Origin of the sequence: Streptomyces canus, from assembly GCF_030816965.1 — a bacterium.
In the GTDB taxonomy this organism is placed as follows: Bacteria; Actinomycetota; Actinomycetes; order Streptomycetales; family Streptomycetaceae; genus Streptomyces; species Streptomyces canus_E.
The window spans coordinates 8,404,811-8,430,825 of the sequence record NZ_JAUSYQ010000002.1 but is presented as its reverse complement, the minus strand read 5'-3'; the positions used below and the strand labels follow the sequence as shown (position 1 = coordinate 8,430,825).

The window sequence follows — 26,015 nt, the reverse complement described above, 5'->3', positions numbered from 1 at the left end:
ACCCCTTGACACCCGGGATAAGCGGGCGCACCATCCTCGGCAACCGCTACTAACTATCCAGTGGGTTAATTACCTGGATAGCTCCCGGAGTCCCCCCGAAGGAGCAACCCGTGTCCCCGACCGTCGCACCCCGCGACCCTGCCGAAGCCGTCGGGCAACCGAAAAAGGCGGCGACCGCCGCCTGGATCGGCAGCGCCCTGGAGTACTACGACTTCTTCATCTACGGCAGTGCCGCAGCCCTGATCTTCCCGAAGGTGTTCTTCGACGAGTCCGACCCGGCCACCGCGACCCTGCTGTCGCTGGCCACGTTCGGTGTCGCCTACGCGGCCCGGCCGGTCGGCGCGCTCTTCCTCGGGCATGTCGGCGACCGGGTCGGCCGTAAGAAGATCATGGTCTTCACGCTGATTCTGATGGGCCTGTCGACGTTCCTCATCGGCTGTCTGCCGACCCGCCACCAGGTCGGCACCCTCGCCCCGGTCCTGCTGGTCCTGTGCCGCGTCCTCCAGGGCATCTCGGCGGCCGGTGAGCAGGCCAGCGCCAACTCCATGAGCCTGGAGCACGCGCCGGCGCACCGACGGGGCTTCTTCACGAGCTTCACGCTCAGCGGCACCCAGGGCGGACAGCTGCTCGCCACCCTGGTCTTCCTGCCGGTCGCCGCGCTGCCCGAGGACCAGTTGCTGTCCTGGGGCTGGCGGGTGCCGTTCTGGCTGAGCGTGGCGGTCGCCGTGGTCGGCTTCGTCATCCGCCGCAAGCTGGACGAGACACCGGCGTTCGAGCAGCAGGCCGCCTCCGAGGGCGTCCCGAAGCTTCCGCTGGTGGTCCTGCTGCGGGAGCACTGGGCGGATGTGCTCCGGGTGATCGGGGGCGCGCTGATCGCCTCGGTCTCCACGATCTTCACGGTGTGGGCGCTGGCGTACGCGACGAGCGACGCGGTCGGGATGAGCCGTTCCTCGATGCTGTGGGTGGGCGCACTGGCCAACCTCGTCGCGCTCGCCGCGATCCCCCTGTGGGCCACGCTGTCGGACCGCATCGGCCGGCGTCCGGTCTTCCTGATCGGCGCGGCGGGCAGCGCGGTGACGATGTTCCTCTACCTCTGGGCGATCTCCACGGGCAACTACCCGCTGACACTGCTGCTCGGCATCGTCACCTTCGGCGTCGTCTACAGCGCCGCGAACGGGGTCTGGCCGTCCTTCTACGGCGAGATGTTCTCCACCAGGGTCCGGCTGTCGGGCATGGCGATCGGCACGCAGATCGGTTTCGCGGTGGCCGGTTTCGCGGTCACCTTCGCGGCACAGATCGCGGGCCCCGACGGCACCGACTGGTCCTCGGTGGCCCTGTTCACCGCGGCCCTGTGCGTCCCCCCGCTGATCGCCGCCCTGACGGCCCGCGAGACCCACAAGGTCCCCACGGAGGACCTCGGCTCCCGCACCCCCCGGGAGGCACCCCGCCCGGAGAAGGTGACGGCCTGACCCTCCCCCTTGTGCTCTCCCCCCACGTCGAGCCCCCGGGCGCCCTGTCGGCACCGGGGGCTCGGGCCTGCCCGGTTCTCGACGCCTACGCGTTCGACCAGCCCCGCGTGCACAGCACCAGTCGGTACCCGTCCGGGTCCTCCACCGTGACGCCCCACTCGTTCCAGTACGGGTTCGGCGACAGCACCCGCTTGCCGCCGCGCGCCTCGAGGCGGGCCACGAGGTCCTCCGGTACGGGCCCGTCCACGTAGATCACCAACAGGTCCTCCTCGGTGGGGCGGGGTTCGACCGGGTGGCCCTGCTCGTGGACGAGTTCCAGGTGCCAGCCGGCGTCCGGCCACCCGAGCATCAGCAGGTCGTGCTCGCCGGGTTCGGGGCCGCCCTCGGCGCGCCACACGACACCCAGGCCGAGCCCCTCGACCCAGAACCGCTCGGCGGCGGCCAGATCCCGGGACGGGCGGGCGATGCGGATGTGGCTGCGGCCGTTGACGGGCATGGTGACCTCTTCCCCTCGGTGTCCGGGTCAGCCTAGGCAGCCACTGATCGCCGGCACATCGGCCATGCGCCCTGCTCCCCGAGTCGTAGGACCTCTTCCGCCGCCCACGCACCGTTGACAGACGACTTTTCCAGCAAGAACATCGGCACGAACAAGCAGAAAAGAACAGACGCCGACGTCGTACGCCGACCCGCGCACAGACCACCGCGCACTCCGGCCGGATTCAGGGGCGGCCGGGGTGCGCGGACCGCTGTCGAGGAGCGTTACTTCCCCGAATCGGCCGCGCGGGCCGGAATCCCGTACGCCCGCTCCACCCGCAACCGCAGTACCAGCCGCCGGTCCCGGACCATCGCCGCGCGGTAGTCGTCCCAGTCGGGGTGTTCGCCCTGGACGTCCCGGTACAAGCGGATGAGTTCCTCGACCGTGTCGTCGTGCGGGTCGTTCGCCACGGGGGTGAGGTCGGCCGTACCCTCGGCGACCGTGTACGCCCATCGGTCCGGCGTCGTCACGTGGTACGAGGCGCGGGGGTCCCGGCGCAGGTTGCGGGTCTTGGCGCGGTCGTCGGTGAGGGAGACCCGGATGATCCGTTCGTCGGGGTAGTAGGCGTGGCTGACGTTCGACAGCTGGGGCCGGCCGTCGCGCTTGAGGGTGACCAGCACCCCGCCGTGGCCCTCCGAGAGCAGCCGGAGCAGTGCGTCCTGCGTCGCGTCCTGAGTCATACCACGATCAACCGGCCCGGCCGCACCCGGCATTCCCGCGACCGGCAATTCCCCGCCGACCCGCGGCTCGTCGCGGTTTCCTGAGCGACGATGATGTCTGAGGTGGTCCGGGCCGGGTATATCGGTCCGCACCTCGACGGACGCGACGGAGGAGAGCGATGGCACAGCTTCGGCAAGAGGTCGATCCCGCTGAGGTGGGGCTGGACGGCAAGGCGCTGGACCGCCTCGACCAGCACTTCGCCCACTACGTCGACGAGGGCCGGATGCCCGGCTTCCTGGTGTCCGTCGCCCGAGGCGGACGCGTCGCCCACCTCACGACGCACGGCCACCGTGACCTCGCGGCCGGCCTGCCGGTCGAGGCCGACACCCTGTGGCGGATCTACTCGATGACCAAACCGGTCACCTCGGTGGCCGCCCTCCTGCTGGTGGAGGAAGGACGGCTGTCGCTGGACGACCCGGTCGCCGAGTATCTGCCGGCGTTCGCGGAACCCCGGGTCTACGTGGACGGTTCCGGCGAGAGCCTCACCACCCGGCCGGCCGACGGTCCGATCCTGATCCGGCATCTGATGACCCACACCGCGGGTCTGACCTTCGCCTTCTACCACTGCCACCCGGTCGACGCCCTCTACCGCGAGGCCGGCCTGGAGTCGTCCGTGCTGCCGGGCTCGGACCTCGCCGAGACCGTCGCCGTGTACGCGAGCCTGCCGCTGCAGTTCGAACCGGGCACGCAGTGGAACTACTCGGTCGCCTCCAACGTCCTGGGCCGGGTCATCGAGATCGTGTCCGGGCAGACCCTCGACGCCTTCTTCGCCGAGCGCGTCCTCGGGCCGCTCGGGATGACCGACGCCGGCTTCTGGGTGCCGGACGAACAGGCGGACAGGCTCTCGGAGTTGTACGGAGAGAAGGACGACGGCACCATCGAGCCGGTCCCCGGACTGCCGCTGCGGGGCCGCCCCCGCCTGCTGTCCGGCAGCGGTGGCATGGTGGCGTCCGCGTACGACGTCCACCGCTTCGCGGAGCTGCTGCGCCGCCGCGGCGAACTGGACGGCACCCGTCTGCTGTCCGCCGAGACGGTGGACCTGATGACCTCCAACCACCTCCCGGGCGGCGCCGACCTGCGCGCCTTCGGCGCCAAACCCGCCCACGACGAGCCCGGCAACGACGGCGTCGGCTTCGGCCTCGGCGTCTCCGTGGTGACCGACCCGGCCCGCACCCTGGCCCCTTCCGGCCTCGGTTCCTACGGCTGGAGCGGGGCGGCGTCCACGACCTTCTGGGTCGACCCGGGCCGCGATCTGACCGTGCAGTTCCACACCCAGGTGCGGCCGAAGACGCTGAAGCTGTTCCCCGACCTCAAGCGGCTGGTCCACGAGGCGGTCGTGGACCAGGACGCCCCGGGTCGCTAGTGATCGACCCGGAGCGTGAAGTGGACGCCGTCGCGGGCGAGTTCGCCCAGCCACTGCTCGGAGCGGGCCGCCGTCTCCGCCGCCCGGTTCAGGCCCGCCGGGAGAGAGCCGTCCAGGATGTGACCGATGCCGAGGGCAAGGGTGCGGGAGACACAGCGGGCCATGGCGCTGTCCTCCTCGTCACCCACCAGGTCGAGGAGGTAGCCGCCGGACCAGGTGCGGCCGTCCTTCGCGCGCACGTCGAGGGAGACGGCGAGGACGACCCGGTCGCGGTCGGCGTCCGTTGTCGGGTACCTGGCCGCCAGTTCCTGGGCCAGGGCGGCGATCCGGGTGTCGTCGCCGGTCAGCAGCTCCTCGAAGACCGGCTCCCAGGCGCGCAGCCAGCCGTCCAGCCGCAGGGTCCCGCGCACGAAGGTCCGCGGTGTCCAGGCGGCCGGCAGTCCGTACTGCTCGATGAAGGGGACGCTGTCGCGGTTGGGATAGACCTCGAAGGCCTCGCCGTCCACGACATGGCGCCGGGTCACCTCCCAGGGGCGGTCGGCGGTGGTCGGGGTGCCGTTGTCGATGTAACGGGCGGGCGAGCGCAGGGCGTTCAGGACTCCGGCGGGGGCCCAGCTGAAGCGGTACTTGAAGTCGTTCGGGACGGCGGGGACACCTCCGCAGTAGGAGGTGAGGCGGTACGACGCCGGTGTCGCGTCGCCGATCACACCGCGGGCCCGGGCGACGAGGCTGTGCGCGAAGAGGTGGTCGATGCCCGGGTCGAGGCCCGCCTCGGTGAGGACGACGATCCCGGCCTTCTCTGCCTCCGGCACCTGTTCGAGGACGGCGTCGGACACATAGCTGGAGCAGGCGAAGTGGGCCTTTTCGCGCACGCAGGCGGCGAGGATCCCGGCGTGCTCGGGCGCGGGCAGCATCGACACGACGACGTCCCCGGGCGCCAGCGCGGCCGCGAGCGCGGACAGCGTGTAGGCGCGCGGCTCGGCCCGTCCGGTGAGCCCCAGTGCCGCGAGGGCCTCGGCGGCACGCTCCTCGGTGCGGTGCCACAGGCGGACCCGGTCGGCGGTGTCGCACAGCTCGGCCAGGCCGCTGCCGGTGGAGAGCCCGGCGCCGATCCAGTGGACGGTGCCGGTCGTGGGAACCAGGTCAGACACGGCGGAACTCCCCTTCGTCGATGCCGAGTTCACGGCACGCCTGATGGAACCGCTCCAGACAGCGCCCCCAGGGGCCGCCGACCCCGAACTCCGGCAGCAGGGGCAGCAGGGACCCCGAGAAGTCGACGCTGGACTCCTCCGGGAGCAGGGACGGCAGGTTGTCGATGGCGATCAGGTCGAGCGGGGGTTCCTTGTGCAGTCGGCGGACGGGCTCGGCCCACTCGGTGACGCGGTCGTAGACCGGCAGGACGTTCAGGGGCGAGCCGACGTCGCAGGTGACGTCGGAGAGGGTGCGCAACCGGCGGGTCGGGTCGTCCAGGTCCGCCTCACGGACGAAGGGCGGGACGGGAGTGGTGGCGAGGACGCAGTTCACGAGCAGGTCGTGGGCGAGCAGGGCGGGGCGGTCCAGGCTGCGGGTCTCCTCGAGGTCCCAGCAGGCCGGCTCGATCCCGGCAGCCCGGAGCGCGACGCGCGCGCCCCGGCCGCTGCGGCCCAGGGCCCCGATCACCAGCGCCCTGAACTCCTCGTCCCCGGCGACGGGCCGCAGGACCTCCGCCAGCTCCTCCTGCGAGGTGGGCGTGAGGGGCGCGGACAGCCTTCCCCGGTGCTGGAGCACGGCCAGGGCCGCACCCAGGTAACCGGCCCAGTAACCGAAGGCGGCGAGCCTGCGGCCGTGGTCGTCGACCAGGTACTCCAGGTCGAGGAGCGCCCCTCCCCCGGCGGCGAACCGGCGCAGCAGTTCCGGGGCGCCCGGCTGCCCCTTGTAGGCGTGCCCGAAGAAGATGTGCCGGTGCGGCAGGGCGGCGGGCTCGTCGGGGAGTTCCTTCAGGCCTACGACCACGGCGTCCAGCGGCGCCCGGGACGCCCAGGAACCCGCGGGCGCCACTCCGCAGCCGGCCGCCTCGTACTCCTCGATCGGGAAGATCCGTTGCGGGGACTCCTCGACGGTCAGCGTCACCCCGCTGTCGACGAGCCGCCGGGCGTCGGACGGCACCACGGGTGTGCGTCGCTCGGTGGAACGGACCTCGTGGCGCAGCCACAGGTGGAGCTCGGTCATACGCGGTTGGCCTCCGGGCGCGGGGCGTCGGCCGCGAACCGGCCGGCGCTGAGCGGGCTGATGTCCACGAAGGGTACGCGGCCGAGGTACAGGTCGCGGACGACCTCGCCGACGGCCGGTCCCTGGAGGAAACCGTGGCCGGAGAAGCCGGTCGCGTACAGGAAGCGGGAGACCGAAGTGGCCTCGCCGATCAGGGCGTTGTGGTCCGGGGTGAGCTCGTACAGGCCGGCCCAGCCGCCGGTGCGGCGCAGGTCGAGGAGGGCGGGGGCGCGATGTCTCATGGCCTCGGCGAGGCGGGGGATCCAGCGGTCGTGGGTGGCGGTGTCGAAGCCGGGTGTCTCGTCGGGGTCGGACATGCCGAGGAGGAGACCGGGGCCCTCGCCGTGGAAGTAGAGACTGCTGGTGAAGTCGATGGTCATGGGGAGGTCGGGCGGCAGCCCCTCGACCGGTTCGGTGACCGCGATCTGGCGGCGCAGCGGCTCGACCGGCAGGTCCACGCCGACCATCGCGCCGACGGCCCGCGACCAGGCGCCGGCCGCGCAGATCACCGTGCCGGTGGCGATCCGGCCCCTGCTCGTCACGACGCCCGTGATGTCGTCGCCGCGCTGTTCGATGCCGGTGACCTCGGTGTGCCGCAGGATCGTCGCGCCGTGGCGGCGGGCGTCGGCGGCGTAGCCGTACACGACGGACTCGGGCGTGCAGTGGCCGTCCTCGGGCGAGAAGGCGGCGGCGAGCAGGCCGTCGGTGGTGATGAGGGGCGACAGCCGGCGCGCCTCGGCCGGGTCGGTCATGCGGCTCGGGACGCCGAGCGAGTTCTGGAGGCGCACGCTCTCCTCGAAGGAGGTGACCTCCTCCGGGGTCGACAGGAGGAACAGATAACCGACCCGGTGCAGCCCGATGTCCTGCCCCGTCTCCTCCTCGAAGCGGCCGAACGCCTCCAGGCCGCGCGCCCCGAGCCGGATGTTGAGCTCGTCGGAGAACTGCGCCCGCACCCCGCCCGCGGCCTTCGAGGTGGAGCCGGAGGCGAGTTCGTCGCGCTCGACGAGCACCACCTCCCTGACGCCCGCGCGCGCCAGGTGGCGGGCGATGCTCGTGCCCATGACTCCGCCGCCGATCACGACGACGTCGGCCGTGTGCGTGCTCACCGGCGCTCCCCCTTCGCCGCCTGCACCACGGCCCAGGCCGCGGCCGCGTCCTGGATGCCGAGGCCGACGCTGTTGTAATAGACGATGTCGCCGGGGGCCGCCCGGGCCACGGCTCGTCCGGTCAGGACCTCGCCGAGCCCGACCGGATCGGTCAGCAGCCCGGCCCTGAGCGCGTCCACGACCGGCCCGGCGTGCTCCGCCGCGGTCGCCGGGTCGTCCACGACGACGGCCTCTGAAAGCACCCCTCGCCGTAGGACGTCGGTGTCCACCTCCCGGCGGGTGGGCTCGAAGGACCCCATGCTCACCACCGTGCACCCGGGCGCGAGCCACTCCCCGTGCACGACCGGTGTCCTGCTCAGAGTGCAGGCCACGACCAGAGAGGCGCCGCTCACCGCCTCCTCGGCGCTGCCGACCGCTTCGGCGGGGAAGCCGAGTTCCGCCGGCGTCTCGGCGGCGCGGGTGCGGGTGCGGTTGCGGTTGCGGTTGCGGTTGCGGTTGCGGTTGCGCGGAGTCGGGCTCCACAGCCGTACGGACTTCAGGGGCCGCACCCGGGCGATCGCCCGCACATGGGCCGGAGCCTGGGTGCCGGAGCCCAGCACGGCCAGGTCGGTGCTGTCGGGCGTGGCCGGCGCGTCGACGGCGACGGCGCTCGCAGCTGCCATATGCAGGATGGTCACCGCGGCGCCGTCCATGACAGCGGTCAGGCGGCCGGTCACCGGGTCGAGCACCGAGAGCACGGCGTGGATCGTGGGCAGCCCGGCCGCCGCGTTGCCCGGATTGACGCTGCCGGACTTCGCGACGGCCCCGGAGTCGGCGGAGAGCCGGGAGACGTACGCGAAGACCACGCTGTCGTCGAAGCGGCTCGGATGCATGATCTTCGCCGGCAGGTCGGCCGCCCCGGAGCCGAGCGCGGTGAAGGCCGCGCGCTGCGAGGCGATGGCCGTGTCCGCGTCGAGCAGGCGGGTGACCTGCGGTCCGGAGAGGAAGAGGACGTCGTCGGTCATTCCCTCTTCCTCTCCGGATTTCCCGTCCCGGAATCAGCCCGGTGATCAGGACAGGTGGGCCACCGCGTCCAGATGGGGCAGGACGTGGTCCAGCCGCTCCCGCTTGGTGCGCAGATAGGTGATGTTGCTCTCGCACGGCGTGATGAGCAGCGGCACCGTCTCGGCGACCGTGATGCCGTGCCGCAGCAGCGCCTCACGCTTGCGCGGATTGTTGGACATCAGGCGGACCGAGTTCACGCCCAGGTCGTGGAAGATCCCGGCGGCGACGCCGTAGTCCCGGGAGTCCACCGGCAGACCGAGCGCGAGGTTGGCCTCGACGGTGTCCAGACCCTCCGCCTGGAGCGCCATCGCGCGCAGCTTGGCGAGCAGTCCGATGCCCCGGCCCTCGTGACCCCGCAGATAGACGACGATGCCGCTGCCCTCCTTGACCACGGCCCGCAGCGCGGCGTCCAACTGGTCGCCGCACTCGCAGTGCTGGGAGCCGAACGCGTCACCGGTCAGGCACTCCGAATGCAACCGTACGAGGACGTCGTCCGAGCCGATGTCACCGTAGACCAGGGCGACCTGTTCGTCACCGCGGTCGTGATCGAGATAGCCGACCGCCTGGAATTTCCCGTACACGGTGGGCAGCGGGGCATTCACCACGCGTTCCACGCCGGTGCGCTGTGGTGCCTTCTTGCCGAGGACGCCAACTTTATCTGTCATGATCTGTTTCCTAAGCAGAGACGAAAGGCCGTGAAAAGATGAGCGGTTCGGGAATACGGTCGGCGGCGTACGGTCTGTTGCCGACGGACACTACGGAAGACGTACGGACGCGGGGGGCGGGCGTCTCAACACAGGTCGCCGTCCTTCCGGTCGGAAGCTTCGAACAACACGGTCCGTACCTTCCCCTGGCGACCGACACCCTCGTCGCCTGCGCCGTCGCGCGGGAGATCGCCGCGGCGTACCCGGTGCACCTCCTCCCCCCGGTGACGATCTCCTGCTCGCACGAGCACGCGGCCTGGCCGGGGACCGTCAGCATCTCCTCCGTCACCCTTCATGCGGTGGTACGGGACATAGCGGCCTCGCTGCGCCGCTCGGGCGTCGAGGCGCTGGTCGTGGTCAACGGACACGGCGGCAACTACGTGCTGGGCAATGTCGTCCAGGAGGCCTCCGCCCGCGGGGAGCGAATGGCGCTCTTCCCGGCCGCGGAGGACTGGGAGGCCGCCCGTCTGGAGGCCGGGGTGGTCACCTCGCTGCTCACCGACATGCACGCGGGAGAAATCGAGACCTCCATTCTTCTGCACACCGACCCGGAATGTGTCCGATCCGGTTACGAGACCTCCGATTTCGTCGCGGACGACCGTCGCCATCTCCTCACCCTCGGTATGTCCGGTTACACCGATTCCGGTGTCATCGGGCGCCCTTCGCTGGGCTCGGCGGAAAAGGGGAAAGCCTTGCTGGAGAGCCTCGCGGCGTCCTTCGGTACGTATTTCTCGGCGCTCACCGGGGAGTAGCGGTGCGCGGGGCGCAGGCCCTGGTACCAGCGGACGACCAGGACGACCGCGCCCGGCAGGCTCGCCACGAAGCTGAGGACGCCGTACACGACGGCGGTCGCGAGGCCGGCGCCGGCGCCGAGGCCCATGGCGGCGAACGCCCAGGCGGTGACGCCCTCCCGGGGGCCGAACCCGCCGACGTTCAGGGGCAGTCCCATGGCGAGCAGGGCGAGCACGGCCAGTGGCAGCAGTTCGGCGACGGAGGCGTCGGAGCCCGCGATGCGGGCCGCGAGCACGAACATCCCGAGGTGGCCTGCGAGGACGACGGCCGAAGAGAGCGTGACGCCGGGCCAGTTGCGGCGGGACAGCAGTCCCTCGCGGGCCTCGGCGAGGGTCGCGCGCAGGAGCCGGCCCCGGCGGGAGGGAGGGGTCCGGTTCATCCGCAGGGCCACGACGACGGCGAGGGCGCCCAGGCCGGCGAGGCCTACGGCGGGGGCGAGGTGGCGGGCCTCGGCCAGCACCGGGGACTCCATCGTGAGCAGCACGCCACCACCGACGACCGCCAACGCGATCTGCCCGGCGACCCGTTCGAGGACGACCGCCCGTACACCGCGGCCCATGTCACCGGTGCTCTGCCCGTGCCGCACCGCGCGGTGCACATCACCGAGGACACCGCCGGGCAGGGCCGCGTTCAGGAACAGGGCACGGTAGTAGTCGGCCACGGCCTCGCCGAGCGGCAGCCGGATGCGCAGCCCACGGGCCACCAACTGCCAACGCCAGGCGCTGAACACGGTGGTCAGCACGCCGATCGCGAGCGCCGCCAGCAGGGCGGGGCCGTCGATCCGGCGCAGCCCGTCCAGGAAGACGCCGGTGCCCAGGCGCCACAACAGGACCGCGAGGATGGTGACGCCCGCGACGGTGCCGATGTGGGTGCGCAGGCCGCGGGAGTTGAGGACTCCGCGCAGCGCGGTACGCCACTGGGGGGTCCGAGCGGGCCGGGGCCGTGCCGCGGTCACGATCACGCCGATCCGGTCCCGGGAGACGGCGGCGTCGGTCAGGTCCGCGACGGACTCTCCGGCTGCCTCCAGGATCCGGGCCCGGACCACGAGCGCCTCGGCGCGCGCCGTGAGTACCTCGTCGCGCGTCTGGACCACGTCGGCCTGGAGCGTGAGGGCCCGGCGGGAGAGGGTGCCGGGCTCGGGCGCCTCCGCGGGTCGCCGGACGGGCAGACGCGCCGTGCCGTGGCCGGTGCCGCGGGCCGGAAGACTCGCCCTGCTCCGGTCGGTGCTCCGGACCGGCAGGGCGTCCCGCTCGCCGGCCCCGGCGTCGTCGCCGCGCGTCGAGTGGTCCTCCTCCCGGCGTCCGGTGCGCTCCGCACGCCGCTCGGTGTCCGGCCGCACCGTCTCCACGCTCATGACGCTCCGCCCGCCGGCCGGGACAGCGCCAGCAGGTCGGTGTGGTGGACGACGACCTTCAACTCGCCCGCGCGGCAGGCCTCCAGGCGGTCCCGGAGGTAGCGTTCGGCGGGCTCCTTCAGCTCGGGCCGCTCCTCGACGGCCGCGCCGACCCAGCCGCGCAGCCACTGGGCGGTGAGCGCGGACTCGGCGGGGCCGAGGCGCCAGGCACTCGGGTGCAGCCGTACCGTCGCGCCCCGTTCGGAGAACGCCTCGCAGGCGACGGTGACGGCGTCCGGGCCGAGCAGTCCGCCGCGCCGCTGGTGGGAGTTGAACGCGTCGGCGATCTCCTCGTCCAGCGGGTCGGCCGGGGTGAGTTCCACGCGGCCCGCCACGGACAGGGTGAGCAGAGCCGGGCAGCCGGCTCCCGTGCAGGCCGTGGCGAGGGTCTCGATCTCCTCCCGGGTGAGGACGTCGAGGAGCGCGGAGGCCGTCACCAGGGAGGCGCCGGCGAGGGCGTCCGGGGTGAGCAGGCCGACGTCGCCGCGGCGGGTCTCGACGGTGACCCGGCTGCCGTCGGCGGCGGAGCGCGGGGACGCGACCGCCGCGAAGTGCAGGAGGTAGGGGTCCCGGTCGTGCAGGATCCAGTGCTGGGGGCCGTCCAGGCGGGGCGCCAGCCAGCGGCCCATCGAGCCGGTGCCGCAGCCCAGGTCGTGGATGACGAGGCCGGCCTTGCCCGGCAGGTTCGCCAGCCGGATCCGCAGCGGGTCGATCAGGTCGCCCGCCCGCGCGGCCGCGTCGGGCCCTTCCCGAAGCTCGAGCCACTCGGGGGCGTAGCGGGGAGCGTCGTCGGGACCCGCGTCCCTGAGTCGTACGGTGGGACGCTCGCCGGGGTGGGTGCTGGGACCGGCCCCGGGGATGACCGATTCCGCGTCGGATTCGGCGTGGGAAGGAACTCCGGGCTTCACCGACGCCACCTCCCGCGGTCCCGGCTGTGCCGGGATCTTCCCGCTCTGCTTGGTCGCCGTCTTCCTCATGCCGCCCTCCTGGGCTCGCTCGGGAGTCGGCCGAGTACTCCGGCCAGGCTGCGGGCCGTGGTCGCCCAGCCGTCCAGGGCGGCCCGCCGGCCCCGGGCAGCCGCCTTCAGTCGTCGTCGTACGTCCGCCTCGCCGAACCAGCCGCGCAGTTCCGCGGCGAGGGCGGCGGGGTCCTCCGGCGGGACGAGGATGCCGGGCACGCCGCCGTCGGGGGCGCGGCCGACGGCCTCCGGCAGTCCGCCGACGTCGGTGGCCAGCACCGGGATGCCGCGCGCGAGGGCCTCGGTGACCGCCATGCCGTAGGTCTCGGCGTAGGAGGCGAGGACCATCAGGTCGGCTGCGGCGTAGCTGGCGTCGAGCTCGGCCCCGGCCTGCGGCCCCGCGAGGTGCAGGCGGTCCTGGAGGCCGTACTTCTTGATGAGCATCCGCAGACTGGCGACGTACTCGGGATCCTGGGTGATCCCGCCGACGCACACGCAGCTCCACGGCAGGTCCTGTGCGCCGGCCAGTGCCTCGATCAGCCGGTGCTGTCCCTTGCGGGGAGTCACGGCGGCCACGCACAGCAGCCGTGAGACACCGTCGGTGCCGGAGGCGAGCGGGGCGATGTCGGCACCCGGGGTGGCGACATGGACCCGCTCGGGGGTGAGGCCGTGGTGCGAGACGAGTCGCCGTACGGCCCAGTCGCTGGTGGCGATGACGGCGGGCACGGCCCGCAGCACCTCGCGCTCCTTGGCGTCCAGTTCGAGGGCGAGATTCGGTTCGAGCCCGGTCTCGTCGCCGAGCGGCAGGTGGACGAGGACGGCGAGCCGCAGCCGCTCCGCCTCGGGGACGATGATCTCCGGGACCCCGCAGGCGACCAGTCCGTCGATCAGGACGACGGTGTCGTCCGGCAGGTCCCGCAGGGTGCGGGCCAGCTCGGTACGGGCCGCGGCTCCCGGTCGGGGCCAGCCGCCGGCCACCGCGTGGCGTTCGACCTGCCAGCCGAAGCCGGGCAGGTCCAGGCAGACCCGCCGGTCATAGGCGTTGCCGCCGCTCGGCGCGGTCGAGTCGTCCACGCCACCGGGCATCACGAAGTGCACGGACCGCAGGGACATCGGGATGATCTCGGCCTTCTTGAGGGCGGAGTGCTGCACGGGTACGTAGTCGAGCGTGCCCGTCCGCCCGGTGGTCATGTCGGTCACAGGGCACGCTCGTAACTCGCCCAGGCGACATGCGACTCGTGCAGGGTGACGGTCAGGCCCGCGAGGCCCTTGGCGCCCTCACCGAGAGCGCCCTTCTCGATGCGCTCGGCGAGCCGGTCCGCGATGACCTTCGCCAGGAACTCCGTCGAGGTGTTGATCCCGGCGAAGTCGGGTTCGTTGTCGAGGTTGCGGTAGTTCAACTCGCTGACGACGGCACCGAGTTCCTGGGTGGCCAGTCCGATGTCGACGACGATGTTGTCGTCGTCCAGCTGTTCGCGCCGGAACGTGGCGTCCACCAGGAACGTGGCTCCGTGCAGACGCTGCGCGGGCCCGAAGACCTCGCCGCGGAAGCTGTGGGCGATCATGATGTGATCGCGGACGGTGATGCTGAACAACGGACGACCCTCCAGGTGCGGCGCGTCTGGTCCTCCGGCTGATCCCTGCCGGGGGATGCCGTGTAGTACGGCTCTTCGCTTCCCCGTGTTCAGCCGTATCTCACTCTTTTCTCAGGTCAGGCGCTCTTGCCGTACCTCACGAGGTGACAGAGGGCCGGAATTTCCCCACTGGCCAGCTTCGGCATCACCTCGGGGAGTTCTTCGAACGCGCTTTCCCCCGTGATGAGGGCGTCGAGCGCCGGATCGGCGAGCAGCTTCAGCGCGAGCGCCAGCCGGTCGCCGAAACTGCGGTTGCCGCGCGCCGGGGACACGGTGCCGACCTGGCTGCTGCGGATGACGAGCCGCCGGGAGTGGAAGGCCTCGCCGAGCGGGAGGGCGACCTTGCGGTCGCCGTACCAGCTCAGTTCGAGGACCGTGCCCTCGGCGCTGAGGAGTTCCAGGGAGCGGGCGAGGCCCTGTTCGGTGGCGCTGGCGTGGATGACGAGGTCGCACGCGCCGAGGGCGTCCGCGGGGGTCGCGAAGCCGACGCCGAGGGCCTCGGCGGTCTTGGCGCGGGCGGGGTCGGCGTCCACCAACTGGACCCGGGCGCCCGGAAAGCGGGCCAGCAGCGCGGCGACCGAACTGCCGACCATGCCGCCGCCGACCACCGCGATCCGGTCGCCGATCAGGGGGGCCGCGTCCCAGAGGGCGTTCACGGCGGTCTCGACCGTGCCGGCGAGGACGGCCCGTTCGGCGGGCACGTCGTCCGGTACGACCGTCACGGCGCTCGCGGGAACCACGTACCGCGTCTGATGCGGGTACAGACAGAAGACGGCCCTGCCCTTCAGCGCGGAGGGCCCCTCCTCCACCACTCCGACGCTGAGGTAGCCGTACTTCACCGGCCCCGGGAAGTCGCCCTCCTGGAACGGTGCCCGCATGGTCGCGTACTGGCTCTCGGGCACCCCGCCGCGGAACACGAGTGTCTCCGTGCCCCGGCTGACCCCTGAGTACAGCGAGCGGACCAGCACCTCGTCCTCACGCGGGGCCGGAAGGGTGACCTCCCGTAGCTCGCCCTCGCCCGGAGAGCGGAGCCAGAACGCGCGTGCGGCGGCCTTCATCGAGAACCTCCTGAACGATCGGCAACCCGTGCACGTACCTCGTCACGTACCGAGATGTGCACAGGCCGCGCACAGTACGCGGCCTTGATCGACTCTGTCATCTGGCCGGAGGAATGTGCGGTGGCCCTGAACAACACTTACCAAGCAAGGCTGGTCCAGCAGGAGACCGCTGTGGGAGCGGGTCTGCAGATCCTGTTGCTGGCCCTGCTCGGCACGGCGATCGGCATGGGGCCCGCGGGCTGGCTGACCGGCCTCGCCTTCGCCGTCGCCACCTGGGCCGTGCTCTCCAGGGCATTGCACCGCACCCGGCCTCGCTCCTTCGGACCGGCCAACCGCGTGACCCTCGGCCGGGCGACCCTCGTCGGCGGAGTGACCGCGCTGGTCGCGGACTCCTTCCAGGACTCCCCGCCGGTGACGCTGTTCGTGGGCCTGACCGCGGTGGCCCTGATCCTCGACGGCGTCGACGGCAAGGTCGCCCGCGCCACGGGCACCTCGACCCCGCTGGGCGCGCGGTTCGACATGGAGGTCGACGCGTTCCTGATCCTGGTGCTCAGTGTGTACGTCTCGATGTCGCAGGGTCCGTGGGTGCTGCTGATCGGCGCCATGCGCTACGGCTTCGTCGCCGCCGCCCGCGTCTGGAGCTGGCTGAACGCCCCCCTGCCGCCGAGCATGGCCCGCAAGACGGTGGCCGCGCTGCAGGGGATCCTGCTGCTCGTGGCCGCGTCCGGGTACCTGCCGTACTCGGCGACCTTCGGGGTCGTGGCCGTCGCTCTGGGGACGCTGGTCTGGTCGTTCGGCCGGGACATCCTGTGGCTGTGGCGCACGCACCGGGCGGACCAGGCGGCGGTGGGCGAGCTGCTGGAGCTGGAGTTCGCGGCGGTGGAGCGGGAGCCGGAGGCTGTTGCCTCCTGAAGCCGTGCCGGCTCGGAGGTCAGCTTTTGAGCGGCACCCGGTACACCGTCGACTCCCGCTGCCGGAACCCCTGCCGCTCGTACAGCCGGTTGGCCGCCGCCCGGTCCGGGCGGGAGGTCAGATCGACGGTACGGGCCCCGGCCTCCCGGGCGAGCCGGATGGCCTCCCGGATCAGCAGTCCGGCGATGCCCTGGCCGCGTGCCGCGTGGTCGACGATCACGTCCTCGATACGGGCCCGCAGTCCTGCGGGCGCGGGGTACATGACCAGGGTCAGGGTGCCGATGACCGACCCGGCCGGCGACCTGGCGATCAGCATGGTGTTGGCGTCACAGGCCAGGATGCGGTCGAGCGCCGCGAGGTCGAGGGCCTCGGCCGTCGAGGACAGCTGCGGCAGCATCCGCCCGAAGGCGTCGACAAGCTCCTGGTCCGCCTCCCGGGCGATCTCCACCCGGATGTCCTGAGTCTCCATGGGGTGGACCCTATCGCCGCGGCTGCGGGACCTACGGCAGATCCGATGCGCCGGGGCACCGAAGCCGTCCGGCGAATCGCGGCGCGCGTGCTGGAAGCCTCCGACGGGGCCCTGGCCCGGCAACGCGGCCGTCCGGTGGGTGTCCCCGACCCGGCCACCTGAACCGCCCGGCACGTCCATGACCGGCGTCCGAGCTCCCGCCCCGCCCCTGCCCGGGGCACCTGAACCCACCGACGCCACCCTGCCCTGGCCCCTCAGCCGTCCCGCGATCGCCCGCGACTCGGCCACCTGCGCCTTCCGGCGAGTCCATGACCGGCGTCCGAACTCCCGCCTGGCGAGGACACCTGAACCCACCGACGCCACCACCGGCATCCCACTCCCGACGCGCCTCCGACTCAGCCACCTGAACCGTCCGGCGAGCCCATGACCGGCATCCCAACTCCAGCCCCGCCCCTGACCGGGGCACCTGAACCCACCGACGCCGCCCTGCCCCCCGACACCTGAGTTCTCCGACCAGCCTCTGACCGGGGCCGGAGCGTCTGAAGCGCGGGCGTCGTGTTCGGGGCAGACGCTCGCACGGGACGGGAGAGGTTCGACAGAGCCCCCGCGGGACGAGCACCTCTCCAGGGTCCGCCCGTCCTCGGTCTGGGGCAGGACCGGCGCCCGGAGGGGGTTCGGGGGCTGGCCGGAGCCGGGCCGCCCTGGCTCGACCCGTTCGTTCCTACCTCCGCGGCACCAACCCCACCGCCGCGACCGGCACCGCCGCCAGCAGCAGCCACGGCACCGCGGTCGGCAGTCCGCCGTCCAGGAAGGAGCCCGTGACGGAGCTGCCGATCAGGACGATCAGCCCGGAGACGGAGGAGAGCGCCCCGGTGTAGAGGCCGAGCCGGCCCTCCTCCGCGAGGTCGGGAACCCAGGCCCGAGCGACGGGTGCGACGAGCATCTGGCCGAAGGTGAGCAGGACGACGAACCCGGCCGAGGGCAACAAGCCCGCCGTACCCGTCCAGTCCGCGGGCCGCGAAACGGCGACGACCGCGAACCCCGCGCCGATCAGCAGGAGTCCGGCCACCATGGACCGGCGCAACGACAGTCGGGAGCCGGCCCAGCGGGTGACGGGAAGCTGGGCGGTCACCACCAGCAGCGAGGACAGCGCGAACAGCCAGGCCAGCGCCGACTGCGAACCGGTCGCGCGCTCCACCTCGTCGGGGAGGGCGAGGTAGAGCTGATTGTAGGCGAGCAGGTAGGCACCGTACGCGCAACACAGGGCGAGGAAGGGGCGGTTGCGGACCAGCGCCCCCACTCCGCCCTTCAGACGCACCTGTTGCCGCCCCGGAATGCGCTGCGGCAACATCCACGCGTGCCCGGCGAGGACGAGTACGAAGATCCCGGCGCCCGCCAGACACACCGTGCGGAAGTCCACTGCCAGCAGCAGCGCGCCGAGCAACGGCCCGACGAAGGCTCCGGCCTGCCCGGCGACGGTGAACAGCGCGAGGACACGGGTGCGTTGGCCGCCCGCCTCCTCGTGGACGACGGCCTGCCGGGCGACCTCGGACTCCACCGCCGGCGAGAACAGCGCGGCCGCGAACCCGATGAGCAGGACGGCCCCGATGACCGCCCCCGTCCGCTCGGCGTACCCGAGCCAGGCGAACCCGGCGATCCGCAGTACACATCCGGCCAGAACGACCGGCCGGATCCCGTACCGGTCGGCGAGCGCCCCGCCCACCACGAACAGCCCCTGCTGACTGAAGGTCCTCAGTCCCAGCACGAACCCGACCAGCCAGCCCGCCATGCCGACGGCCTGCCCCAGGTGTTCGGACAGGAAGGGCAGAACCGCGAAGAAGCCGACGTTGAAGGCGAGTTGGGTGAGGATCAGCAGCCGTAGCAGCGGGGAGAGCTGGACTGTCCTCCGCAGATCGACTGGCGTGGACGTCATCCGGCCTTCACCAACTCCTTGGAACGCGAGGGCTGTTCGGTTCCGGTCGCAGTCGTACGAGGACGCGCGCGCCGTCGCGGCCACCGCACCCCGCCCGCCGAACTGACCGCCAGCGCGCCCAGCAGGGCGAGGGCGGCGGCGGGCGCGAGGACGGCCCAGGGGGCACGTTCGGCGTAGGGCTGGTTCTCGGCGAGGAGCAGGCCCCACTCCGGGGAGGGCGGCTGGGTGCCCAGGCCGAGGAAGCCGAGGGAGGCAAGGGCCAGGGCGACACCGGGCAGGCGCAGCAAAGCGTGTCGGGTGACGGGCGGCAGGATCGCGGGCAGCACTTCGTGTCGCAGGAGATACCAGCGGCTCGCGCCCAGGCCTCGGGTGGCCGTCAGATGCAGGGTGGCGTGTTCCTGCCGGAGCAGCGAAGAGGTGTGCGCGGCGAGCGCCGCCCAGGAGACGGTGGCCACGGCGATCGCGGGCGTGGCGGCGCCGCTCCCGGCGACGGCGGTCACGAGCAGCGCGGCGAGCACCGGAGGTACGGCGTTGACGGTGTCGACGAGCGGCCCGGACAGCCGGGGCAGCAGGCCGAGCAGGACGCCGACGACCAGCGCGGTGACGCTGATGGCGAGGGCGGCCAGCAGGGTGTCGAGGGCGCCGTGGCCGACCCGGGCGAGCAGGTCCCGGCCGAGCGAGTCGGTGCCGAACGGGTGCCCCCACGAGGGGGATTGGAGTCGGGCGCCGGTGTCCAGCGCGAGCGGGTCGCGGAGCAGGCCGAGCGCGATGACAGCGATCAGGAGGCCGCCGTACACGAGAGGCAGGGCGCTGCGGTCGGACCGTCGCGGCCGGTGCAGGGAGCCCAGGGCGCCGTCGCGCAGGGCCCGGCCGGCCAGGAGGCGGACGGCGAGTGCCGCGAGGCCGGTGGCGGTGACAGCGAGGAGCAGAAGGGCGAGGGTGCCCGCCTGAAGTACGGGCAGGTCCTGTGCGAGGGCGGCCTGGAGGGTGGTCCGGCCGAGGCCCGGGATGTCATAGATCTGCTCGACGGCGACGGAACCGGCCGTGAGGCCTACGACGAACAGGCCCAGGTTGGGCAGCAGCGCGGGGACGCAGCGGCGGACCGCCTTGGCGGCGATGGCCCGGCCCGGCAGTCCGCGGGCCTCCGCGGCCGGCGCCCAGGGTTCGGCGAAGGCACCGGGCAGCAGGTCGTCGAGGAGGCGCCCGAGCACGGCCCCGGCGGGCAGGCCGAGGGCGAGGGCGGGCAGGACCGTCCACCGGGGGCCGTACCAGCCGAGGGCAGGCAGCCAGCCGAGTTGTACGCCGACGACGGTGGCGAGCACGGAGGCGGTGAGGAACTCGGGCAGCGCGGCGAGCATCGCCGAGGCCCCGCCCCCGGCCCGTCGCCCGTCGAGGCGTCGGTGTGCGCCGAGCCACAGCGTGCGGGCGCACACCAGGGCGGCGGTGGCGGCGGCGATCACGAGCGCCACCGTGACCAGCAGCAGGGACACCCCGAGTGCCTGGACCACGGTCGGGGTGACCTCCGTGCCGTTCAGCCAGGACCGGCCGGCGTCCCCGCGGGGCAGCCCGCCGAGCCATTGGCGGAGCAGGTGCAAGGGGCCTTGGTCCAAGGCGAGTTGGGCCCGGATGTCGGCCAGTACCCGCGCTGTCGGGTCGCGGTCCGCCGAGCGGGCCTTGAGCACGGTGAGCGCCGGGTCGGTGCGGGACAGCCAGGGCAGCAGGCCGATCCCGCACACCAGGGCCGCCGCGAGCAGGACCCGCCACAGCAGGGTGGCCACGCGGTGTCGCATGGATCAGCGTCGCGTTCCGGTGCCGACCAGGGTCCGCTCGTACGGGTCGAGGAGCACGCCCCGCACGTCGGTGGCGACGCCGACGATGATCGCCTGGTGGGCGAGCGGGACCACGGCGTCGGTGCCGAGGATCGCCGCTTCGGCACGCATGGCCGCGTCCTGCCGCTCGCCGGTGTCGGCCATGGCCTCGGCCTCGGTGACCGCCCGGTCGACCTTCCTGTCGCAGAGCCGGGCGAGGTTGTAGCCGCCGTCGCAGGTGTAGTCGCTCGCGAGGACGCCGACGGGGTCGCCGGTGTCGACGAGGCTGTTGCGGGCGCCGACGAACGCGTCGAACTTCCCCGCGAGCGCGTCGCTCTCGAGCCGCGAGTACTCACGCACCACCAGCGTGACCTTGAACCCGGCCTTCTGGAGCTGCTGTTGGAGGACCTGGGCGGCCTCGGGGAGTTCGGGCCGGTTGTCGTAGGTGGCGAGGGCGACGGCGGTGCCGTTCGGCTCGGCTGCGCTCGCGCGTCCGGTGGGCTGTACGCGCTCGCCCTCGGCCCAGGTCACGGCCGGTCCGTAGATGCCGGCGCCGGGATCGGCGTACCCCTCGAAGACGCCCTTGACGACGGTGGAGCTGCCGACGGCCTCGCGGGCGGCGGCGCGCAGCTTCGGGTCCTTGAAGGGGCCGGACCGGGTGTTGAGGTGCAGGCTCGTGGTGCGGGTGGTCGCGGTCTCCTTGAGGGTGGCCTTGTCGAGGGTGGCGGCCTGGGCGACCGGGATCGCCTCGGCGATGTCGACCTGGCTGGTGCGTACGGCGTTGGCGCGGGCGGTGCCGTCGGCGATGAAGCGGGCGTCGATGCCGGAGGCCTGGGCGCGGCCGCCCCAGTAGTCGTCGAAGCGGTCGAGGGTGGCGGAGGTGGAGCCGTTGACCTTGGTGAGCTCGAAGGGTCCCGTCGCGGTGCCGACCGGGTCGGCGCCGTCCTTGTATGCCTTCGGGGAGAGCACGGCGAGGCTGGGGCTGGACAGGCGCAGGGGCAGGACAGGATCGGGGTTCGTGGTGGTGATCCGTACGGCGGCGCTCTGCGCCTTGACCGTGAGGGTGACGCCGGAGAGGGCGGCCGGGGCGGGCTTGGCCTCGGTGGCGCGGGTGAGGGCGGCGGCGACCGCGGCCGGGGTGACCTCGGAACCGTCCTGGAAGGTGGCCTCGCGCAGGGTGAACAGCCAGGTGCGGTCGTTCTCGCGGCGCCAGGACTCGGCGAGCCCGGGAGCGGCGGCGCCGTTGGCGTCGAGCGCGGTCAGGCTCTCGGTGACGCCGAGGCGGCTGAGGAGGGTGGCGTCGGCACCGTACGGGGAGAGGTTCTCGGCGGGCGGGAAGGCGAGGGCGACGCGGAGGCGGGAGCCGTCGTCGGCGTCGCCGCCGGGGTCGCCGCCTTCGGAGCCTTCGGAGGCGAAGCAGGCGGTGAGGAGGGGGATGAGCAGCAGGGAGCCAAGGAGGTGACGGCGTCGCATGGTTGTCCTATCGCCCCATCGGTATCTCGAAGTGGACGACGCTGCTCGCGCCGCCCGTGGTCTGGCGTTCGTCGTGCACGACCTTGGCGATCGATCGCCAGAAGGATTCGGCGCCCGGGACCGCCGGGTCGGTGTGCAGATACACGGAGCGGTAGCCGCCGTCGGCGGCCGCGAAGGCGAGCAGCTCGTCGACCAGGCGGCGGCCGAGGCCGCGCCTGCGGTGCTCGGGGCGGACGTAGATCCGCCGCAACTGGGCGGTCTCGCCGGAGGGGTAGCGCTCGGCCAGCTCGCGCGGGTTCGGCGGGTGGGCGGGGCCACGGGAGTCGAGGGCGCCGGTGGCCACGACGGTCCCGTCCTCCGGGTCGAGGGCGACGAGGAGGGTGTGGCGGGCCGGGACGAGATAGGCGGCGGCCGGGTCGATGATGTCGCCGTGCCAGCGGGGCACGTACCCGGTTGTGAAATCGCGGTAGACGGTGTCGAGCATCACGGCTCGCACACCTTCGACGTCGTCCGGGCCTGCGGTCTTGATGCCGTAAATACGCACTTGCACATCATATGCATTAAGCCTTCCAGCTTGATCGCGGGGGTGATTTGACACTGATCGAATGCGCGCCATAGAACTTACCAACATGACATCCATTTTCAAAAAGACGGTCCGGTAGTGCGCATCGCCTTCGTCGGCAAGGGCGGCAGCGGCAAGACCACCCTGTCGGCGCTCTTCTCCCGTCAACTGGCCCGTTCCGGCGCACCGGTGCTGGCCGTGGACGGCGACATCAACCAGCATCTCGCCGAGGCGCTGGGCCACGACGGCGACGAGGCTCTCAACGCCCCACCGCTGGGCGCGCACGTGGCCGACATCAAGGACTACCTGCGTGGCACCAACCCGCGTATCGCCTCGCGCGAGGCGATGATCAAGACGACTCCGCCGGGCCGCGGCTCACGTCTGCTTCGGCTGTTGGGCGACGACGAACTGCACGTCAGACACGTCCGGCGGGTGGGTGACGTACCGCTGATGGTGACGGGCGAGTTCGACGAGAGCGACCTGGGTGTGGCCTGCTACCACTCCAAGCTGGGCGGGGTGGAGCTGTACCTCAACCACCTCGTCGATGGTCCCGGCGAGTACGTCGTCGTCGACATGACGGCCGGCGCGGACGCGTTCGCCTCGGGCCTTTTCACCCGCTTCGACATGACCTTCCTGGTGGCCGAACCCACCCGCAAGGGCGTCTCGGTCTACCGCCAGTACCGGGACCACGCCCGGGAGTTCGGCATCCGGGTCGCCGTGATCGGCAACAAGGTGACCGGCGAGGACGACCTGCTCTTCCTCAAGGAACATGTCGGCGACGACCTGTTGACCCACCTGGTCAACTCGTCCTGGGTACGCGCCGCCGAACAGGGCCGTGCCGAGGGCGGGTTCGAAGGCCTGGAGGCGCACAACCGGAACGCCCTGAGCATCCTGCGCGAGACCGTCGAGGCCCACACCCGCGACTGGGCCGCCCTCCACCGCCACGCGGTCGAGTTCCATCTCCGCAACGCCCGCTCCTGGGCGAACGAGGCGACCGGCCTCGATCTGACGTCCCAGGTGGACCCGGACTTCGTACCGGGTCCTGCCTCCCTCGGCTGACCCCCTCCTTTCAGTTCACGCCAGTTCACGACAACAGGACAGGAACCCCTCACATGTCTCTCGACGTCTCCCCGAAGCTCCTCGCCGAAGCCGAACAGGGCGACATCCGCGAGGAGGACTTCGTGGACACGGTCCGCACGTCCCTCCCCTACGCCTACGACCTGATCGCCGGCCTGACCAACGAACTGCGCGACGGCACGGTGGAGTTCACCGACAACCAGACCCCTCCCCCGTCGGAGAAGGAACGCGGCCAGCTCCTGCGCGCGCTCGCCAGCGACGCCATCCGGGGCAGCCTGGAACGCCACTTCGGCGTGGCCCTGGCCTTCCAGAACTGCCACCGGGTGGCGGCGTTCCGCCCGGAATCGGTCACGGGTGAGACGTACGCCCGCTTCACGTCCGTACGGTCACAGGTGCTGAATCAGTCGCCGGAGTTCAGGGACTGCTGAGCCGGCCCCGCTGTGAGATGTGGCCCTCCCCGGTACGGGAGGGCCACCCGCTCGCTACCGCCGGACCGCCGCCTCGGCCGGAACCGGCGCATACCCGGTCGGCCGGGCCGTGAAGGTGCCGCGGCCCTGGGTTCGACTGCGCAACCTCGTCGCATAGCCGAAGAGTTCGGCCAGCGGCACGGTCGCCGTGACGACCGCCGAGCCGCCGCGCGTGACCGAGCCCGAGACCCGGCCGCGGCGTGCGGCGAGGTCGCCGAGCACCGCTCCGACGGCATCCTCGGGGACGGTGACCGTGACCTCGACGACCGGTTCCAGGAGGACCATCGCGCAGGCGCGCAGGGCCTCCCGGAGGCCGAACCGGCCCGCCGTGCGGAAGGCCAGGTCCGAGGAGTCCTTCACATGGGTCGAACCGTCGGTGAGCGTGACGCGCAGCCCGGTCACCGGGTGCCCGCCGAGGGGGCCCTCGGCCAGCGCGTCCCGGCAGCCGGCCTCGACCGCGCGGACGTACTCCTGCGGGACGCGCCCGCCGACGACGGCCGAGCGGAACTCGAACCCTTCCTCCGACGGCTCCACATCGAGCACGACCTGCGCGAACTGCCCCGCCCCGCCGTCCTGTTTGACGTGCCGGAAGACCAGCCCGGACACCCCGCGCCCGACCGTCTCGCGGTAACTCACCCTCGGGCGGCCGACGTTGAGGGCGAGGCCATGCTCGCGCCGCACCTTCTCCACAGCCACCTCCAGATGCAGTTCACCCATGCCCGAGAGCAGAGTCTGACCGGTCTCGGCGTCCGTGCGGACGACGAGCGACGGGTCCTCCTCGGCCAGTCGGGCGAGCGCCGAGGCCAACCGGTCGGTGTCGACGGACCGCTCCGCCTCGACGGCCACCGACACGACCGGGTCCGCCACGCTGGGCGGTTCGAGCACGAGCGGGGCGTCCGGCGCGCACAGGGTCGAGCCGGCGCGTGCCGACTTCAGCCCGACGACGGCGACGATGTCGCCGGCGACCGCCCGTTCCAACTGGGCGTGCCGGTCGGCCTGTACGCGCAGGATCCGTCCGATGCGCTCGGTGCGCCGCGCGCCCGCGTCCCACACGGTGGCTCCCTTCTCGATCGTTCCCGAGTACACGCGTACGTACGTCAGCCGCCCCGTCGGGCTGGCGTTCACCTTGAACGCCAGCGCCGCGAAGGGCGCCGCCGGGCCGCAGGGCCGCTCCTCGCCGTTCTCACCGCGTACGGCGGGCACCTCGAGCGGCGACGGCAGATACGCCACGACGGCGTCCAGCAGCGGTTCGATACCGCGGTTGCGGTAGGCCGAGCCGCACAGGACGACCACGCCGTCGCCGCTGTGGGTAAGGTCCCGCAGGGCGGCGGTGAGGGTGCCGGTGGACAGGGTCTCCCGGTCGCAGAACTCCTCCAGGGCAGCCGGGTGGCGTTCGGCGACCGCTTCCTCCAGCAGTCGACGTCGTCGTAGGGCTTCCTCACGCAGACCGTCCGGGACGGGTCCCTCGTCAGCGGCGGTGGTGTCGTCCGCCCAGGTCAGTGCCCGCATCCTCAGCAGATCGACGACTCCGGTGAAGCCGTCCTCGCTGCCGATGGGCAACTGCACGACCAGTGGGGCAGGATGCAGCCGCCGCCGGATCGACTCGACGGCCGCATCCAGGTCGGCGCCCGCGCGGTCCAGTTTGTTGACGAACGCGATCCTGGGCACGCCGTGCCGGTCCGCCTGCCGCCACACCGACTCGCTCTGCGGCTCCACGCCGGCGACCGCGTCGAACACCGCGACCGCTCCGTCCAGCACCCGGAGCGAGCGCTCCACCTCGTCGGCGAAGTCGACGTGCCCCGGGGTGTCGATCAGGTTGAGGCGATGTCCGTCCCACGCGCAGCTCACGGCCGCCGCGAAGATGGTGATCCCGCGGTCCCGCTCCTGCGGGTCGAAGTCGGTGACGGTGGTGCCGTCGTGGACCTCGCCGCGCTTGTGCGTGGTTCCGGTGGCGAACAGGATCCGCTCGGTGACGGTGGTCTTGCCGGCGTCGACGTGGGCAAGGATGCCGAGGTTGCGGACGACGGCGAGCGGGTTGGGGTTGGTGGTGGTGCGCACGGCCCATGGCCTTTCGGGTGGTGTGACGACAGGGCGGCGCGATGGCCCGTACGACGACATGACGGTACGTCACATACGCGTGCTCTGGCGGTACTTGACCAGAGTCAGGCAGACGTCACGGGCATCCGGTGCCGACCGCGCAGCGGGCACCGGAGGGTCGAGGACACGAGGATCACGTCGTACGACGTCCGGGGGACGGCGACAGCTGTGCGCACGCACATGGCCGTACTCCC

At 72.3% G+C, this 26,015-nt stretch carries 23 protein-coding genes and 1 pseudogene; 6 read left to right on the top strand and 18 right to left on the bottom strand.

Features of this window, described 5'->3' with window-relative positions:
* The first annotated feature begins 110 nt into the window (after window positions 1-110).
* Window positions 111-1,469, top strand: coding sequence for an MFS transporter (locus QF027_RS39645; protein WP_306974021.1), 1,359 nt, complete (start codon window positions 111-113; stop codon window positions 1,467-1,469).
* A gap of 85 nt (window positions 1,470-1,554) precedes the next feature.
* Here the strand turns inward: QF027_RS39645 and QF027_RS39640 are convergent, their stop codons facing one another.
* Together QF027_RS39640 and QF027_RS39635 are read right to left on the bottom strand one after the other, a co-directional pair.
* Window positions 1,555-1,965: a VOC family protein gene (locus QF027_RS39640; protein ID WP_307080187.1), complete on the bottom strand. Its 411-nt coding sequence runs from the start codon at window positions 1,963-1,965 to the stop codon at window positions 1,555-1,557.
* Between the two features lie 263 nt (window positions 1,966-2,228).
* A complete protein-coding gene (locus QF027_RS39635; protein ID WP_307080185.1) occupies window positions 2,229-2,684 on the bottom strand; it encodes a PPOX class F420-dependent oxidoreductase in 456 nt (151 codons plus the stop codon).
* Between the two features lie 158 nt (window positions 2,685-2,842).
* On the opposite strand from QF027_RS39635, the gene QF027_RS39630 reads away from it, so the two are divergent.
* Window positions 2,843-4,087, top strand: coding sequence for a serine hydrolase domain-containing protein (locus tag QF027_RS39630; protein WP_306974024.1), 1,245 nt, complete (start codon window positions 2,843-2,845; stop codon window positions 4,085-4,087).
* On the opposite strand, the gene QF027_RS39625 is transcribed toward QF027_RS39630, so the two are convergent.
* From QF027_RS39625 to ribA, 5 genes are read right to left on the bottom strand one after another with little or no spacing between them, the layout of a single operon-like run.
* Window positions 4,084-5,238, bottom strand: coding sequence for a saccharopine dehydrogenase family protein (locus tag QF027_RS39625; RefSeq protein WP_307080183.1), 1,155 nt, complete (start codon window positions 5,236-5,238; stop codon window positions 4,084-4,086). The two genes, QF027_RS39630 and QF027_RS39625, sit on opposite strands and share 4 nt — an antisense overlap.
* Complete coding sequence (locus QF027_RS39620; RefSeq protein ID WP_307080181.1) at window positions 5,231-6,295, bottom strand: saccharopine dehydrogenase; 1,065 nt, start codon at window positions 6,293-6,295, stop codon at window positions 5,231-5,233. Before QF027_RS39620 ends, QF027_RS39625 begins: the two co-directional genes overlap by 8 nt.
* Window positions 6,292-7,440 (bottom strand): NAD(P)/FAD-dependent oxidoreductase, encoded by a 1,149-nt coding sequence (locus QF027_RS39615; protein WP_307080179.1) that lies wholly within the window; start codon window positions 7,438-7,440, stop codon window positions 6,292-6,294. Before QF027_RS39615 ends, QF027_RS39620 begins: the two co-directional genes overlap by 4 nt.
* Complete coding sequence (locus tag QF027_RS39610; protein WP_307080177.1) at window positions 7,437-8,444, bottom strand: ornithine cyclodeaminase family protein; 1,008 nt, start codon at window positions 8,442-8,444, stop codon at window positions 7,437-7,439. Before QF027_RS39610 ends, QF027_RS39615 begins: the two co-directional genes overlap by 4 nt.
* 45 nt (window positions 8,445-8,489) lie before the next feature.
* Window positions 8,490-9,149, bottom strand: coding sequence for a GTP cyclohydrolase II (gene ribA, locus QF027_RS39605; protein WP_306974036.1), 660 nt, complete (start codon window positions 9,147-9,149; stop codon window positions 8,490-8,492).
* Between the two features lie 38 nt (window positions 9,150-9,187).
* Between ribA and QF027_RS39600 the strand changes: the two genes are divergently transcribed.
* Window positions 9,188-9,940, top strand: a complete 753-nt coding sequence (locus QF027_RS39600) for a creatininase family protein (RefSeq protein WP_306974038.1) — start codon at window positions 9,188-9,190, stop codon at window positions 9,938-9,940.
* 110 nt (window positions 9,941-10,050) lie between these two features.
* Here QF027_RS39600 and QF027_RS39595 read toward each other — a convergent pair.
* The 5 genes and pseudogenes from QF027_RS39595 to QF027_RS39575 form a co-directional block, all read right to left on the bottom strand.
* Window positions 10,051-11,334, bottom strand: a pseudogene (locus QF027_RS39595) (lysylphosphatidylglycerol synthase transmembrane domain-containing protein); the annotation flags it as partial.
* Window positions 11,331-12,350: a class I SAM-dependent methyltransferase gene (locus QF027_RS39590; RefSeq protein WP_307080175.1), complete on the bottom strand. Its 1,020-nt coding sequence runs from the start codon at window positions 12,348-12,350 to the stop codon at window positions 11,331-11,333. The pseudogene QF027_RS39595 and the gene QF027_RS39590, both read right to left, overlap by 4 nt.
* Complete coding sequence (locus tag QF027_RS39585; RefSeq protein WP_307080173.1) at window positions 12,347-13,531, bottom strand: glycosyltransferase family 4 protein; 1,185 nt, start codon at window positions 13,529-13,531, stop codon at window positions 12,347-12,349. Before QF027_RS39585 ends, QF027_RS39590 begins: the two co-directional genes overlap by 4 nt.
* Window positions 13,528-13,926: a 6-pyruvoyl trahydropterin synthase family protein gene (locus QF027_RS39580; RefSeq protein WP_046728401.1), complete on the bottom strand. Its 399-nt coding sequence runs from the start codon at window positions 13,924-13,926 to the stop codon at window positions 13,528-13,530. Before QF027_RS39580 ends, QF027_RS39585 begins: the two co-directional genes overlap by 4 nt.
* 116 nt (window positions 13,927-14,042) lie before the next feature.
* Window positions 14,043-15,023: a zinc-dependent alcohol dehydrogenase gene (locus QF027_RS39575; protein WP_307080172.1), complete on the bottom strand. Its 981-nt coding sequence runs from the start codon at window positions 15,021-15,023 to the stop codon at window positions 14,043-14,045.
* A gap of 120 nt (window positions 15,024-15,143) precedes the next feature.
* Between QF027_RS39575 and QF027_RS39570 the strand changes: the two genes are divergently transcribed.
* Entirely contained in the window at window positions 15,144-15,935 is a 792-nt protein-coding gene (locus QF027_RS39570; RefSeq protein ID WP_306986473.1) for a CDP-alcohol phosphatidyltransferase family protein, read from the top strand.
* 19 nt (window positions 15,936-15,954) lie between these two features.
* Here the strand turns inward: QF027_RS39570 and QF027_RS39565 are convergent, their stop codons facing one another.
* The 5 genes from QF027_RS39565 to QF027_RS39545 all read right to left on the bottom strand — a co-directional run bounded on the left by QF027_RS39565 (window position 15,955) and on the right by QF027_RS39545 (window position 22,102).
* On the bottom strand, window positions 15,955-16,404 hold the full coding sequence (locus tag QF027_RS39565; protein ID WP_307080169.1) for a GNAT family N-acetyltransferase: 450 nt from the start codon (window positions 16,402-16,404) through the stop codon (window positions 15,955-15,957).
* 721 nt (window positions 16,405-17,125) lie between these two features.
* Entirely contained in the window at window positions 17,126-18,337 is a 1,212-nt protein-coding gene (locus QF027_RS39560) for an MDR family MFS transporter (RefSeq protein WP_307080167.1), read from the bottom strand.
* The gene (locus QF027_RS39555) at window positions 18,334-20,127 is read right to left on the bottom strand and encodes an ABC transporter permease subunit (RefSeq protein ID WP_307080165.1); all 1,794 of its coding nucleotides are present in this window, start codon (window positions 20,125-20,127) and stop codon (window positions 18,334-18,336) included. Before QF027_RS39555 ends, QF027_RS39560 begins: the two co-directional genes overlap by 4 nt.
* A gap of 3 nt (window positions 20,128-20,130) precedes the next feature.
* On the bottom strand, window positions 20,131-21,618 hold the full coding sequence (locus QF027_RS39550) for an ABC transporter substrate-binding protein (protein WP_307080163.1): 1,488 nt from the start codon (window positions 21,616-21,618) through the stop codon (window positions 20,131-20,133).
* Between the two features lie 7 nt (window positions 21,619-21,625).
* The gene (locus tag QF027_RS39545) at window positions 21,626-22,102 is read right to left on the bottom strand and encodes a GNAT family N-acetyltransferase (RefSeq protein ID WP_373432519.1); all 477 of its coding nucleotides are present in this window, start codon (window positions 22,100-22,102) and stop codon (window positions 21,626-21,628) included.
* A 177-nt stretch (window positions 22,103-22,279) separates the two neighbouring features.
* Between QF027_RS39545 and QF027_RS39540 the strand changes: the two genes are divergently transcribed.
* Both QF027_RS39540 and QF027_RS39535 read left to right on the top strand, forming a co-directional pair.
* Window positions 22,280-23,239 carry an ATP-binding protein gene (locus tag QF027_RS39540; RefSeq protein WP_307080159.1) on the top strand — a complete coding sequence of 320 codons (960 nt, stop codon included), beginning with the start codon at window positions 22,280-22,282 and terminating at the stop codon, window positions 23,237-23,239.
* Window positions 23,240-23,292: 53 nt separating this feature from the next.
* The gene (locus QF027_RS39535) at window positions 23,293-23,685 is read left to right on the top strand and encodes an SCO5389 family protein (protein ID WP_307080158.1); all 393 of its coding nucleotides are present in this window, start codon (window positions 23,293-23,295) and stop codon (window positions 23,683-23,685) included.
* 54 nt (window positions 23,686-23,739) lie between these two features.
* Here the strand turns inward: QF027_RS39535 and fusA are convergent, their stop codons facing one another.
* Window positions 23,740-25,782, bottom strand: a complete 2,043-nt coding sequence (fusA, locus tag QF027_RS39530; RefSeq protein ID WP_307080156.1) for an elongation factor G — start codon at window positions 25,780-25,782, stop codon at window positions 23,740-23,742.
* Window positions 25,783-26,015 lie beyond the last annotated feature (233 nt).